Here is a 13,690-nt window from a genome sequence, read left to right as displayed (position 1 = left end):
TAAAATCGGGGCCATGCGTCCTGTCGAAATCGGCCTCCTCGTCGGCCTTGCCGTCCTCATCCTATTGACTGTTTTGCTGCTGCTGCGCATCCATGCGCTAAGGCGGGAGCAAACCGGGCTGCCCGCCTTGCTGACCCAGGACATGGAAGCCCGTCACCGCGCGGTACTGACCGACCTGCACACGGGCCTGGCGCAGCAGTCCGACCGCATGCAGAGCCAGCTGGCGGCCCTGCAGATCGCACAGACCGAGCGGCTGGCAGAAACGCGCGCAACCGTCACCGGCCAGTTCGGCCAGTTCCAGACCACGATGCTGGAAAAGCTGATCGGGCAGGGACGCGCCGAGCAAAGCATGCTGCAGGACACGCTGAAAGGCATGACCGCGCAGTTCAACGAGCGCGTGCAGCAGCTGTCGCAGACGGTCGACGGCCGGCTCAACGAAATCTCCGGAAAAGTGGCCGAGCGGCTCGACGAAGGCTTCAAGAAAACCAACGAGACATTTACTTCGGTGATGTCGCGGCTGGCGGTGATCGACGAGGCGCAGAAAAAGATCGAAGACCTGGCGTCCAATGTTGTGTCGCTGCAGGAAATATTGGGCGACAAGCGCTCACGCGGCGCCTTTGGCGAAGTCCAACTGGAAGCGCTGGTAAGAAACAGCCTGCCGCCCGACGCCTTCGCGTTTCAACACACCCTGAAGAGCGGCGCACGCGTCGACTGCGTGCTGATCCTGCCCGAGCCAACCGGCACCGTCTGCGTCGACTCCAAGTTTCCGCTGGAAAACTACAGCCGCATGTTCGACGACAGCCTGCCGACGGCCGAGCGCGATGCGGCGAAGCGGCAGTTCAAGTTGGACGTGAAAAAACACGTCGACGACATCGCCGCCAAATACATCGTCGCCGGCGAAACCTCCGACGGCGCGGTGATGTTCCTGCCCGCCGAGGCGGTGTTCGCCGAAATCCACGCCTACCATCCCGATCTGGTCGAGCATGCGCAGAAAAAGCGCGTGTGGCTGACCTCGCCGACCACGCTGATGGCGGTGCTGAACACCGCGCGGGCGGTGATCCGAGATTCGGAAACGCGACGCATGGCGCACGTGATCAAGGACGAGCTCAGCAAGCTGGCAAAGGACTTTGCGCGCTTCGATGAGCGCATGAAAAAGCTCGCCTCCCACATCGAGCAGGCCAACAAGGATGTCAGCGAGGTGCGCATTTCCAGCGACAAGATCAGCCGCCGCTTCCAGCAGATCGAGCGGGTCGAACTCGACCACCCGGACGCGACCGCCGCGCGCCTGCTCGACGCCGACGAATGAGCGTATGAGCTGGTTTGGCCGCTGGCGGCGCGCCCGCATTCTCAAGCAGCATGCCATCCCGCTCGATGCCTTCGACGCAACGGTTGCCGCCCTGCCGATTCTCCGCGGGCTCGACGCGGCGGAGCAAACGCGCCTGCGTGAAGCCGCCAGCCTGTTTATCCACGACAAGACATTTTCCGCTGCGGGTGGCGCAGACGTCGACGATGCCTCCCAACGTGTCATCGCATTGCAGGCTTGCCTGCTGACGCTCAATCTTGGCGAGGACAGCTACCGCGGCTGGAGCGAAATCATTCTCTATCCCGACGAATTTATGCGCGATCTTGAGGAAATCGACGAAGCCGGCGTCGTGCATCGCTCGCGCGACATTCTGGCGGGCGAGTCATGGCACGGCGGTCCGCTGGTACTGTCTATTGCTGACGTTGAAACCAGCGGCCAGGCTGACGGCGTCAACGTCGTATTGCATGAATTCGCGCACAAGCTCGACATGCTGAACGGTGATGCCAATGGCTTCCCGCCGCTGCATCGCGGTATGGATGCCGCCAGTTGGGCGCGCGACTTCAGTGCGGCCTACGAGGATTTGTGCGCGCGTGTCGACGCCCGCGAGGACACGGCGATCGACCCCTACGCCACCGCCAATCCCGCCGAGTTCTTTGCAGTGCTGACCGAGGTGTTCTTTGAGACGCCGCGCCTGCTCGATGCCGAATACCCGGCGATTTACCGGCATTTACAGCAGTTCTACCGCCAGCATCCGCTGCAACGTATGGGCGTCCCGACATGAGTCAGATCCGGCCGCGCGCCGCTTCCCGCATGGCCGGCATCGCGCCCTTCCACGTCATGGCCATCCTGGCGCAGGCACAGGCGCTGGAAGCCGCCGGGCGCGACATCATTCATCTCGAAATCGGCGAGCCCGACTTCGCCACCCCCGCCCCCATCGTCGAGGCGGGCGTTGCCGCACTTCGTGCCGGCCACACGCACTACACCGACGCCTTGGGCTTAATGCAACTACGCGAAGCCATTGCCGGATTTTATGCCACGCGTTGGCAGGCCACGGTCGATCCCGCGCATGTCGTCGTTACCCCCGGTGCATCCGGCGCCCTGCTGCTGGCGCTGGGCCTGCTGGCCGGCCCCGGCGACGAGGTGTTGATGGCCGACCCCGGCTATCCCTGCAACCGGCATTTCGTCCGCTTCTGCGATGCGCGCGCCGTGACCGTTGCGGTCGATGCCGCCAGCGGCTTTCAGCTCACGCTTGAATCAATCCAGCGCCACGCCACGCCGGCCACCCGCGCCGTGCTGATCGCAAGTCCCGCCAACCCCACAGGAACCGCGATCACCCCGGACGAGCTCACGCGCATCCACGACTGGTGCGCGGCAAAGGGCGTTGCCCTGATCGTCGACGAAATCTACCTGGCGCTGACCTACGATGACAGCGAGCACAGTGCCGCGCGCTGGGACGACGTATTCGTGGTCAACAGCTTCTCCAAATATTTCCTGATGACCGGCTGGCGGCTTGGCTGGCTGGCCGCCCCCGCCTGGGCCATGCCGGCGCTGGAACGGCTGGCGCAGAATCTGTTTCTGGCGGCCTCCACCCCGGCACAGCACGCAGCACTGGCGGCATTCTTGCCCGCCACCCTGGACGAGCTCGAAGCCCGCAAGGCCGAGCTGCGCGCCCGTCGCGACTTTCTGCTGCCCGCGCTGCGCGAACGCGGCTTTGTCATTCCCACCCAACCGCAAGGCGCGTTTTATCTGTATGCCGATTGCAGCGGCCATACCGACGACAGCGGCCAATTTGCGCAGGCCTTGCTGGAACAGGTTGGGGTGGCGGTGACCCCCGGCCTCGATTTTGGCCAGCATCAGCCGCAACGCTTTCTACGGATCGCCTATACCCAGCCGCTGCCGCGTCTGGTAGAAGCCATCGTGCGCATCGACGGCTTCCTGGCCCGCTGATTGATCAGGCGCGACGGCGACGCGTCAGCCCAAACATGCCCAGCAGTCCCAACGGCAGCAATGCCAGCGTCCCCGGCTCGGGCACGCTGGCGCCCGGAATGACGTCGACCTTCAACGAATCGTTCGCGCAGCTCATGGTCCAGTGCACGTCGAAGGCATCCGCCCCCCAATAGGTGCCGAACAGGGCAACGGGGATGCGCGCTTCATAGAAAAAATGCTTGTCGGCGGCATGGACGCCCATGTTGGCGACGCCTGTCGTGGTGTAGGCCACCACGCCCATGCCCAATAGGTCACCCGCCAGAATCGAGGTCGGCCCTTCGTTCGCCGCGCCCCACAAGCCCGCGCCCCACAGACTGACGGCGTACAGCCCGCCCTGCTTATTGCCGTTGCTGCCGGTGGTTTCGAGCCCGAATTCGTACACGCCGTTGCGCCCGAAGTCGATGGCGAAATCGCCCGGCGCATAGTGATTGCCGCCATCCTGCGTCAGCGGATTGTGCCCGGTCACCAAGGCCAGATAGAGATACTGCACGTCGTAATCCACATAGAGGGCCTCGACATCGTAAGCCTGCCCGCCGTAACCCGGCGTCAGCCGGGTGTTGATGCCGCCGGTCTGGTCTTCCACCGCCCACGCCTTGACCGATGCATTCGGCGTCCAGTCCGCCACGCTGCCAGTGCGCGTCAAACCCCAGTCGGCCAGATTCGCATCGATGGTGTAGGCCGATGCCTGCAAGGACAAACCCGAGGCAAGCAACCCGGCCACCACTGAAAGTGTTCGCATGACGTTCCCTTATGGTCAACGCTAATGAATGCGTCGACTGCTGCGAACTTCATGCCAGGTAGCGTTCATCACACAGAATAGCCGTAGCCCGCACAATTTCAGGGCTTCAGCCCAATTCGAAATCGCCTTTTCGCCAAACCCTGCAAATGGACGTTGAGTTATCGGCGCTTTTGTCGATTTACGCGGCGCACAGGCGAAAAAAAACCGGCCCGAAGGCCGGTTTTTCGTTCCTTGGCCAGGAATTACTGGGCAGGAGCAGGAGCAGCTTCAGCAGGAGCGGCTTCAGCAGGCGCAGCTTCAGCAGGAGCAGCTTCAGCAGGAGCAGCTTCAGCAGGCGCAGCTTCCATTGGAGCAGGCGCTTCAGCAGCAGGCGCTTCAGCAGGCGCAGCTGCTTCTTCTTTTTGGCCACAAGCGGTTACGGAAAGAGCCAGCAGAGCAGCCAGGAGGACGGAATATTTCATTTTATTTCCCTTAAATTACAATATAGAAACCCACACCAGATCGGCCTGGGACGTTTGATCCAGCCGATGCGCGGAATTCTAACAAATCAGCAAAAGAAAACCACTATCTGGTAACTTTCTTCTGACGCGAGAAGAATGTGTTGTTTGATAACAACAAGCCATGCGAAAAGTACGGATCTGCGGGGCCCTCACGGCGCGGGCACACCACTGCGCTCGCGCAAGAACTGGATGACTTCGGGCTTGAATTGCCCTCGCTCCAGTGCGCTCCGATACGCCATCCGCGCCTCGTCAACCCGCCCCTGTGCCTCCAGCGCCAGCCCCAGGCCGAGCAGCCAGCCGCCCTGGTTGGGATCGGCAGCCAGCGCACGCTGATAAGCCCGGCTCGCCTCCTCATGGTGCTGAGCCTGCGACAGCAAGGCTCCCATCAAGGCATGATCCGCGGGGCGCAAGCCCGCCTGACCCCGCGCCAGCCAGGCCAGCGCCTCGTCTCGCTGCCCCAGATCCCCCAGCAGGCGCCCGGTCGCGATCGCCAGCCCGTCGTCCGCCCGCTGCTCGAAGCCCGCCTTCAGGAGTGACAGCGCCGCGTCGGCCTGCCCGCTCTCCTGCAACAGCCGGGCAAGTTGGGTTCGCGCGTTCGTCATCCCCGGGTTGCGCTCCAGTGCCTGCCGGTACTTGTCGATCGCCGCACCTAATTTACCGGCGCGGCGCAGCGCCTGGGCGTCGTCGTAATACTGCTGTGCCTCGGCCTCGGGCGACAGCTCGGTCATTTTCTTGACAACGGCGGGTTCCGCCTGGGCCATGGGCGGAACTGCCGATTGAACCGGAATCGAAGGCTTGGGCGCGGCAGGCAGTGGCTGTTCTGCCTGTGCCTGCATCGCTTCGCGAACCGACATGGCTACTTGAGGTTGCACAGGCGCCGCGATGGCGGGCTCTGCAGGGGGGGCGGCAATGACCGCTTGCGGCGCGTCCTGCATCACCGGCTCAGCTTGAATAGCGGGCGCCACTTGAGCGGGCATCGTGGCAACCGGCGTGGCTGCGGCCTCCAGTCGGGCGATCACGGGGGCGTCCGACGCCTCGACGGCCTTTGGCGCGAGCGGCAGCATCCAAAAGATCGCAGCCGCCCCTGCCGCCAGCAGCCCCAGCCCGCCCAGAATCAGCCCAGCCTGGCGGCGATTTACGCGAACCGTCCCCGTCGACGCAGCAGGCGAGGCGGACGAAGTGGCACCCCGCGCATCGAGTTCCCGTAGCATTTGGTTGATCACGCTCATTCTGTTTCTGCCAGACTTATCCTAGTAAACGCCAGCCGGCGGCGGCCGCGGCAGTCAGCCCCAGCAAGGCCAGCCCCCAGGCCAGCGGAACGATCGACACGCCCTTGCGGGCAGCGAGCGTATCGCGTGCTGCCGCCATCACGTGACGGCGTGTGATCTGTTGCGCGCCCCGGCCGTAGGCCAGCATCATGGCCTTGGCGGCGATGATGTTCACCAGCCTCGGCAAGCCGCCGGAAACGCGCCACAGCGCGTGCGCCGCCCACCCGGTAAATAGCGCCCCGCCGCCGCCCGCCACCTTCAGGCGATGCGCCACATAGGTAGCCACTTCGTGGCGATCGAGCGGCCGCAAGATGGCATGGAAGCTGATGCGGGTGAGAATTTGCCGGGTGCTTTTTTCGTGCAGCCGGGCCATCAACTCGGGCTGGCCGAACAGCACGACCTGCAGCAATTTGCGCTTCTCGGTTTCCAGATTGGTAAGCAGGCGCACCGCTTCGAGCGTGTCGGCAGGCAGGGCCTGCGCCTCGTCGACCAGCACGACCGGCTGCCGGTCCTGCTGCGCCAAGGCAATGAAATGCCGCTCCAGACGGTGCAGCAGGTCTTCGCGGGTGCCGTCGGCCGGCACGCCGAACTCGTTTGCAATCGCCGCATACAAACCACGCGGATCAAGCCCCGGATTAGGCACGAATGCCGCCTGCCAGCGCGCCGGCAGCGTGTTCAGCACGCGCCGCAGCAGCAGGGTCTTGCCGGTGCCGACCTCGCCTTCGACCACCAGAAAACCTTCGCCTGCATTCAGCGCATAAAGCAGGGTTTCATGGGCTTCCTGGTGCGGCAGCGCGGGGAAGAAAAAGCTGGTGTCCGGGGTCAGGCCAAACGGCGGCTCGCGCAGGCCGAAGTGCTCCCACCAACAAGTGATCATGGCTGGGACTGTGGCAGCTCGTAGTTCTGGAAACGACGCTGGGTCGCTGCCAGATCGCGGTCCCAGTCCTGGCTGTCACGGATCAGCGTGGTCTTGATCAGCACCACCAGTTCGCGCTTCTGGCTGTTCTGGCTGGTGTTGCCGAAGAGTTGCCCCACAACGGGGATGTCGCCGAGCACCGGAATGCGATTTTTATCATCGCCGAAGGATTGGCTCATCAGCCCGCCAATGGCGACGATGTGGCCATCCTTGAGGCGCACCACGCTGTCGGTTTCGGAGATGCTGCTGGAAGCCAGCGGCAGGATGAGGTCACCCAACTGCCCCAGATTGATGGTTTTCCGGTTTTCCGTGACGGAGCTGACCGACGGGCGGACATGCAGCGTGATATTGTCCCTGTCGTCGATTTGCGGGGTCACATCCAGCGCAATGCCGGAAAAGAAGGGCTGCACGACAACGTTGGGCGGCATGGCCGGAACCCCCAGCGCAGCCACCGTGCCACCGGTGACTGCGGTGACGAAAAAGTCGTCCGTGCCCACCTTGAGCACCGCTTTCTGGTTGTTGATGGTGGCGATGCGCGGGCTGGACAACACGTGCACCGTGCCCTGGCTCTTGATCAGATTGATGACCGCACCAAAATCCCCATCGTTGAAAGCCAGGCCAAACAAACTCCCGGTCGGGCCGGGAATGAGGCCGCCCAGCATTTGCGCCACCGTCCCCCCCAGGTTGATCGGCGGCGTGCCGTCAGGATTGAGACCGTTCACGCCGATCTTCAGCTTGCCGCCTTGTTGCAGCGTTGCCCAGTTGATGCCGGACTGATAGCCGTCATTCAGCTGCACTTCCAGAATCTTGGCTTCCAGCATCACCTGGCGGGCGCTCACCAGTTCCGACGCGCGCAAATATTTTTCCACCATGTAGAGGCTGGCAGGCGCCGCTTTCACGATGACGATGCCGGATTGCGCGCTCACCACCACGCTGCCCGCCTCGCCGACCAGCGCTTTCAGGGAGGTACCGACTTCCTCCCAGTAATTCGAGTCGGTCGACGTTTGCACGCTGCTGGTTTCCAGCGACTTCGACGCACTGCCGGACGCAGACCCGCTGCTGCCGCCGCTGCCGCCGCTGGTGCTGACCGAGCCGGACACCACGCGCATATCCGACATGCCCTTGCGCTGCATCGCCAGGGCGTTCAGCTGATAGATACGCGTTTGCATGGCGGGCGACGGCACGATGATGCGCTTGCCCTGCACTTCGTATTCGTAGCCGTACAGCGCGCGCACCGCTTCCATCGCCTCGGGCACCGTTACGTTCTTCAGGTTGAGGGTCAGGGTGCCGGTAACATCAGGATGCACCAGCATGCTGTAGGGCGTACCCGTCACCATGCCCATGAACACCTCGGACGCCTTGGCATTGTTCACCGTCAGATTGAATCGCGGTTCGGTACTCGCCGGCTTTGACGTAACGGGGGGCACTACGCGCACCGCGTCCATCACGGCCTGCTGCACGGCAGCCGGCGGCGGGGCGATTTGCATCGGCTGGGGGGCGGGCGTTTCCAGCGCGGCATTCAGCGCATCCTTGCCCGCCTTGCCGAATGGGCTGGCACAGCCGGTCAATACCAATACAGCCAAGACAATATGTTTATGCATGTTCAATTCCTGTTTTTCCCGGCCGGGCGGGGTTGCGCTTGCGGCTGTGTGCGGATCGCGTGATCGAGCAGGTAGACGGCACGGCGCCCACCCTTGCCAGAAAGGACAATATGATCTTCATGGATAGCGACCACCCGTCCGCCTTCCACCGAGTCGCCCACCTTGACCGTGGTGCCGTTATACCAGGCAATCGAGTGACGTCCGTTCACCCTCACCCAGGCCAGAGCGGCCGCCTCATGCGCGCCTTCGGCATCCGCACTTGCCCGGAATTTCGGCAGCGCAGTGGGATCTGGCAGCGAAGCGGCGGCCAGCGGCATTGCCAGAAGTGCGGCCAAGGCCCACACCATCAAACGCGCAGCCATGTTTCCTCCAGGCTCAAGGTGTGTACGGTCAGGGTGAGCGTCAGGATCGGACGGGCGGCGGCATCGAGCGTCGCCTCGATCCAGTTCAGACGCCAGGGCAACGCTTCGACTCGTTCAAGATAGGTGACCAGCTCGGAATACTGGCCGCTCACCTTGACTTCAAAACCGTGCCGATAAAATCCGGGCGGGGTGCCCTCGGCCGCATCAGGCAAGGCGACCGGTTGCGGGTCGAGCGTCTTGAATCCGACAATCCGGATGCCGCTCTGCTCCTGCACGACATTTTTCAATACCTGGTTCATGCGTTCGGGCGGGATCAGCGAACGCTGTAGCCTGTCCAGTTCGGCATTCAACGCCGCCAGGCGCGCTTCCTGCCCTGCGAGCACCTCTCTTGCCGCCCGATCCGGATTGCGCTCGGCCTCGCGCTCGAGCTGTTGCCGCTGCTGTCCGATTTGAACCAGCGCCTCCTCGGCAGTTTGCACGCGACTGCTCGCCTGCTGTTTGCCGAGTTGGCCCGCGTCGATCAGCAGGGTTTGCACCAGGGCAAGAATCACAACCAGCGAGGCCACGAAAATAAAAACACGTTCCCGCAGGCTCATCATGCCGACCCGCGCAGCGATCTCGCGCAACTTCTCACTGACCATGAGATCCTCCTTGCGCTGTCGCCTTATCCGGACTGCCCGAATACAAGTCAAAATCCAGGTGGTCGGGCAGTGCTGTCGTTTGGCTTGTACGCTCGCCTTTGGATGCTGCAAGTACGGCATTCATGCCTGAAAACTGCATGCCCGCAAATGGTGTCTGTTTGCCGATACGATCGATATAAGTCGACAACAAACTCGCGTTCAGGGCCGCCCCCTTGAGCGCCACATAGCCCGGCGAGAGGGTAAATCCATTCAGCCAGACGCCTTCCGTGCTGCCATGCGCGAGCGCGCGCAAGCTGGGAGAAAAAACCGTCGACGTCTGTTCGATGGTGTGGCCGACCGATGCCAGCAGCGCTTCGCGTTGCGCCACCTGAGTCTGCGTGGCCTTGACGCGCTCGGTCAGCAGCGCACTCACCGGCCGGCTGGCGGCGATGGTCAGTTCATCCAGTGCCTGTTGTGCCTCGGCTTGCAGGGCTTCCTTCTGTTCGGCCTGGGCTACAAGCACACTGGCCTGATAATGCAGATAGCCCGCCCAGGCAAGCGCACATACCAGTATCAAGCCCATCACCAGGCCCATTTCGCGCAAGCCAAATGCATAACGCTTCTTCAGCAGCAGCGGGCTGATGAGATTGATCTGCTGGCTCATGGCGTGGTGTCTTCCATTCGCAATGCCGCGCCGATGGCATGAAAGCAGGGAAGCGGCAGGGCATTCACGTCCGGAAACCCCGAAACATCCAGCGCATCCGCAAGGTTCAGCACCTCGACCTTGATGGCAAGATTCCTGGCCAGACCATCACGTAACTGTTCGACGTGCGCCATTGGGATGAGCAACAGGCGGTCAACCGGAATACCGCCAAACTGGCGATCGAAATGATCCAGCGTGCGCTGGATTTCCAGCGTCAGGCGTTCCAGCGCGTCATCCCTGCCCTCGCCTTCCAGCAGCGCCTGGTTTACGCCCAGCGTGCGCGCCACGCACAATTCGCCGTCGAGCGTCAGCGTCAGCAGGCCGCCGGTTTCAATGAAGGAGAACAGCGCCATGGCCCGACCCGGGGATTCCAGCCGGATGGCCAGGTTGCGCTGGGCGGTTTCCATGATGTCGATGATGCCGAGATTCAGGCCTGCGTTGGAAGCCAGCACGGCCTCCTCTGCAAGCAGGGTATTTTTTGCCGCCACCGCAAAAATCTGTCGTACATGAGCCAAGTGTTCGGGATGCGGGACTTCCAGCACGTCCACCGTACCGTCGTTGGCGTGGAAATCCAGCATATCCTGAATCTGCCAGCGCACCGCAGCTTTGACCTCGTCGGCCGGCACATTCGGCGCATCGAGCTGGCGCAGCTTGTAATCGGACGGACGTAATACCAGGCTGACAGGCCCCTTGCGCGGCAACCGGGAAAGAGCCTCTTTCCAGTTTTCCCCGTTGACCGGAACCACCCCGACGGCGAGCAGCTTGGGCACGGCCACCCTGCGATCGACGCACGCGTACGCAATGCGGTCAGGAAGACGCAAATAGGCTGTTAACCCGTGTTCAGCTACTCGGCGGAAAAACCGCATATCTCGGACCTGAAAGTTTTTCTGAACTTAAATAAATAAGCCATTGTTGTCAAAGGATTTATCCAGGATTCTCATAAATTTGCGAGATATTCGCACGGGACACCGCTGGATAAGGAATTTGCGCAGGCACTCATGGAGGTTTTACGGCCAACCGGGCAAAATCTTCATCTAAATCAGAATATTCGCGTAAACACGTCGGGCATCCGTATCCGGGTTTAATACATCTCGCGCAGGTAGATCAATGATTTGCTGCCGCGATACAGGCCAAAACTTGCCCGTGCTGCGGGATTCTGATCGTAGTCGCCACCTGTCCAGCGCCCTTGCAGCCAGCTTTGCGATGCCGCCACAGCGGCAGTCGCCACGCCCCCCACACACGCGGTGCCGCCGGCTATGGCGCCCAGTTGCGGGGTGAGGTCGACGCTGCCGGTGTTGCTTGCGCCCGGCGCGGATAACCCCGGCGCGGATAACCGCAGGTTGCCCTGGCCGGCAATGAAGCGGCCAGGTGGCGCTGGTAGTAACACCGAAGTTTCGCAGGCGTTGAGATCACGCTGCCAGTTGGAGAGCGACACATTGTCAGCGGCAAGCCGGGTACAGAAATCCGCCGCGTTTCGGACAAACCCGGCGCCATTCCAGTACCGGGTCTCGATCGGCACCGGCAAGTTGAGCAGTTCCGAGCCGTGAGCATTGGTCAAGACCAGCTGGCCGAAGCGGATGTCATTGCCGGAATCGAACGCAATGCTCGAAAACACGGCGGGCATGGCCGTATCGATGACGCCGTTGCCGGGAACGCCATTCTCGGCCGTATCCTGAATGCTCATCGAGAGGCTGATATCGGCGTTGAAAGGTGCGACCGGGGTGGTGCGCACGAACGCAATTACATCCGCAGCATTGGCGATCAGGGATCCCGCACCGTTGCCGGTCGCTGTAACAGTCGGTGTACCCACCAAACCGATATCCAGTGTGTTGGTAACGGGAGTGTGCGTGTAGCTTTGTATGACCCCGGCGGGGGCAAGCTTCCACAGCGCGCCCGCGTAGTTGAGCGTGGTGGCGCCCGCGGCATTTTTAGCCGTGATGGCCGCTTCCGGCAACGTGAGATAACCGAAAGGCTGACCGACATAGGTGAACGAGCGCGTGGCACACGTGGTGTCGTTGAAGGTCTTGAATTTGGGCAGAACAATGGCGGTCGTCAGCTCGAAATGATCGGGAACGAAGCGGCCGACATTGGCGGCAGCCGATTCGATCGTCCTTTCGGCTGCGCTGGAATCGTTGGCATCCACCGCCGCGAAGCTGGCGTCCACCAGTTTCATGGCGAAAGCGCCGACCTCGGAATAGCTGGCGCCGTCGGTCGTCACCGTGCCGGAGGCGGCCGACCAGGTGCCGGTCGTGAGCGCGCCGAGCGTACAGCCGGCGGGAAGCACGCATGCAGTCAGGCTGGCCACGGGCGTTCCGGCATAGTTCGAGGTGGCGGCGCCGGCGGCGTTCAATGCCGTCGCCGCAATGCGAAACGGCCGGCCGGCCTTGTGAACGTTGCCGCCGGCTGCCGCAGTGTTATAGAGCGTGCGGGTGTTGGAGGCGGTGCCAGCCGTCACGCTGTCGGCATCACTCACCGTCACGCCGCCGAAACGCGCCGGCCGGATGGCAAAATTATCAGTCGAGCAGGAAGTCGAAGTCGGTGAACCGGCGGGATAGCTGATTCTCACCCGCACATCCCTCCAGGCATTGCCGACCGCGGCAAAACCGACGGAAGAACGGCCGCCGCTGATCGTTGGGGTAGGGGAAACGGTCTGCAGCAGGGTGAAGCTTGTGGGGCAGTTGTTGGCATCCAGTCCGACGCCGGTTGTGGCGTTGCCCAGCAGTTCAACTTTAACCGTGTCGGAAAAAGCGCTCTCCTGGTCACCGCCGCTGACCGCAACCACGTCCAGCCCAAACGCGCTGGCTGCAACTCTTGTCTTGATGACGCCGGAAGTTGCGCCGGGCACCGTAGCTGTCTCGAAAGCATTGAAACTGCCGGGGGAGGCAGAGGCAACACAGGTGCTCACGCCGCCTGCTGCGGCCTGATCTGCGGCACTGAAAATGAGGTTTGCGTCCCTACCAAGTTTGACCTCCCCCGCCGTGACGAGCGCGCCCCTGATACTGGAATCCTTGCCGAACTCTATTTTTGAACTTGTCCCCGGCGCATAAACTATCCCGACGAACGTCACATCGTTGGCTGCGTCCCAATCAGCTCCCGGGTAAAGAAACACCTGCAAGTCAGCCACCGTGCCGGCGGCGTTGATCAAAGTGTTCTTATCCAGGGTGGCTTTGCTGCCGATGTAAAGACGCACCGTCCCGGAAGGGGACACCACAATCCTGGACTCCTCTCCCAAAGATAAGGTCTTGATGAAATAACTACCCGCCGCCAAATTGACCGTAGCGAATTTTCCGATATCCAGCTTGTCGATATAGTAAGAACCTCCTGAAAATGTCGTGGAGGACGAGTTGGCCACTGTGACATCGTCATACGAGCCTGCGGCCACTGTCGTGGCGCTGGTGTCGGTGGTGCCGGTGCCGGGAAAGGTGGTCGGCTCCAGGCTTGGGAAGCTCGAGCTTGCGCTGATAACGGCACCGGTGTTGGGGTTGATGGCATCGAGCGCTCCGTCGTACTTCGCGCCACCGTTGATGTTGCTGATGGACGTGCCGTTGTTGACTGTGGAATCCTTGCCCACCTCAAGCTGACTGCCTGACAATACGGGATAACTGGACGGAACCGAACCGCAGGCCGCCGCCGCCACGCCTGGAACCAGCGAAACCAAAAAGCAGACCAAGATACGTTTCAACATATTCCTC

13 protein-coding genes are annotated in these 13,690 nt (G+C 62.3%); 3 read left to right on the top strand and 10 right to left on the bottom strand.

The window, feature by feature from the left end:
- Window positions 1-13: 13 nt before the first annotated feature.
- The 3 genes from ABW22_RS14650 to ABW22_RS14640 are packed head-to-tail and all read left to right on the top strand — an operon-like array spanning window position 14 to window position 3,250.
- Window positions 14-1,306, top strand: a complete 1,293-nt coding sequence (locus ABW22_RS14650) for a DNA recombination protein RmuC (RefSeq protein ID WP_059758350.1) — start codon at window positions 14-16, stop codon at window positions 1,304-1,306.
- A gap of 4 nt (window positions 1,307-1,310) precedes the next feature.
- A complete protein-coding gene (locus ABW22_RS14645; protein ID WP_059758347.1) occupies window positions 1,311-2,084 on the top strand; it encodes a zinc-dependent peptidase in 774 nt (257 codons plus the stop codon).
- Entirely contained in the window at window positions 2,081-3,250 is a 1,170-nt protein-coding gene (locus ABW22_RS14640) for a pyridoxal phosphate-dependent aminotransferase (RefSeq protein ID WP_059758344.1), read from the top strand. Before ABW22_RS14645 ends, ABW22_RS14640 begins: the two co-directional genes overlap by 4 nt.
- Window positions 3,251-3,254: 4 nt before the next feature.
- Here ABW22_RS14640 and ABW22_RS17470 read toward each other — a convergent pair whose 3' ends face one another.
- From ABW22_RS17470 to ABW22_RS14590, 10 genes are all read right to left on the bottom strand, one after another.
- Window positions 3,255-4,028 carry a PEP-CTERM sorting domain-containing protein gene (locus ABW22_RS17470; protein WP_082708914.1) on the bottom strand — a complete coding sequence of 258 codons (774 nt, stop codon included), beginning with the start codon at window positions 4,026-4,028 and terminating at the stop codon, window positions 3,255-3,257.
- A gap of 242 nt (window positions 4,029-4,270) precedes the next feature.
- Entirely contained in the window at window positions 4,271-4,489 is a 219-nt protein-coding gene (locus ABW22_RS14630) for a hypothetical protein (protein WP_082708912.1), read from the bottom strand.
- Window positions 4,490-4,677: 188 nt separating this feature from the next.
- A complete protein-coding gene (locus ABW22_RS14625; protein WP_059758334.1) occupies window positions 4,678-5,757 on the bottom strand; it encodes a tetratricopeptide repeat protein in 1,080 nt (359 codons plus the stop codon).
- A 16-nt stretch (window positions 5,758-5,773) separates the two neighbouring features.
- Window positions 5,774-6,673, bottom strand: coding sequence for an ExeA family protein (locus ABW22_RS14620; protein WP_059758331.1), 900 nt, complete (start codon window positions 6,671-6,673; stop codon window positions 5,774-5,776).
- On the bottom strand, window positions 6,670-8,313 hold the full coding sequence (locus ABW22_RS14615; protein ID WP_059758327.1) for a secretin N-terminal domain-containing protein: 1,644 nt from the start codon (window positions 8,311-8,313) through the stop codon (window positions 6,670-6,672). Before ABW22_RS14615 ends, ABW22_RS14620 begins: the two co-directional genes overlap by 4 nt.
- A 2-nt stretch (window positions 8,314-8,315) precedes the next feature.
- Window positions 8,316-8,675, bottom strand: coding sequence for a hypothetical protein (locus ABW22_RS14610; protein WP_059758323.1), 360 nt, complete (start codon window positions 8,673-8,675; stop codon window positions 8,316-8,318).
- Window positions 8,660-9,316 carry a hypothetical protein gene (locus tag ABW22_RS14605; RefSeq protein ID WP_059758320.1) on the bottom strand — a complete coding sequence of 219 codons (657 nt, stop codon included), beginning with the start codon at window positions 9,314-9,316 and terminating at the stop codon, window positions 8,660-8,662. The genes ABW22_RS14610 and ABW22_RS14605 overlap by 16 nt, the downstream gene beginning before the upstream one ends.
- Entirely contained in the window at window positions 9,306-9,959 is a 654-nt protein-coding gene (locus ABW22_RS14600; RefSeq protein ID WP_059758317.1) for a hypothetical protein, read from the bottom strand. Before ABW22_RS14600 ends, ABW22_RS14605 begins: the two co-directional genes overlap by 11 nt.
- Window positions 9,956-10,864 (bottom strand): agglutinin biogenesis protein MshI, encoded by a 909-nt coding sequence (locus ABW22_RS14595; protein ID WP_157648667.1) that lies wholly within the window; start codon window positions 10,862-10,864, stop codon window positions 9,956-9,958. Before ABW22_RS14595 ends, ABW22_RS14600 begins: the two co-directional genes overlap by 4 nt.
- Before the next feature lie 215 nt (window positions 10,865-11,079).
- The gene (locus tag ABW22_RS14590) at window positions 11,080-13,683 is read right to left on the bottom strand and encodes a DUF6701 domain-containing protein (protein WP_157648666.1); all 2,604 of its coding nucleotides are present in this window, start codon (window positions 13,681-13,683) and stop codon (window positions 11,080-11,082) included.
- Window positions 13,684-13,690: the final 7 nt, after the last annotated feature.

Source organism: Thiobacillus denitrificans, from assembly GCF_001530125.1.
Taxonomy (GTDB): domain Bacteria; phylum Pseudomonadota; class Gammaproteobacteria; order Burkholderiales; family Thiobacillaceae; genus Thiobacillus; species Thiobacillus denitrificans_C.
Note: the sequence above shows the minus strand (reverse complement) of the source record. Positions and strands in the feature narration are given on the sequence as shown.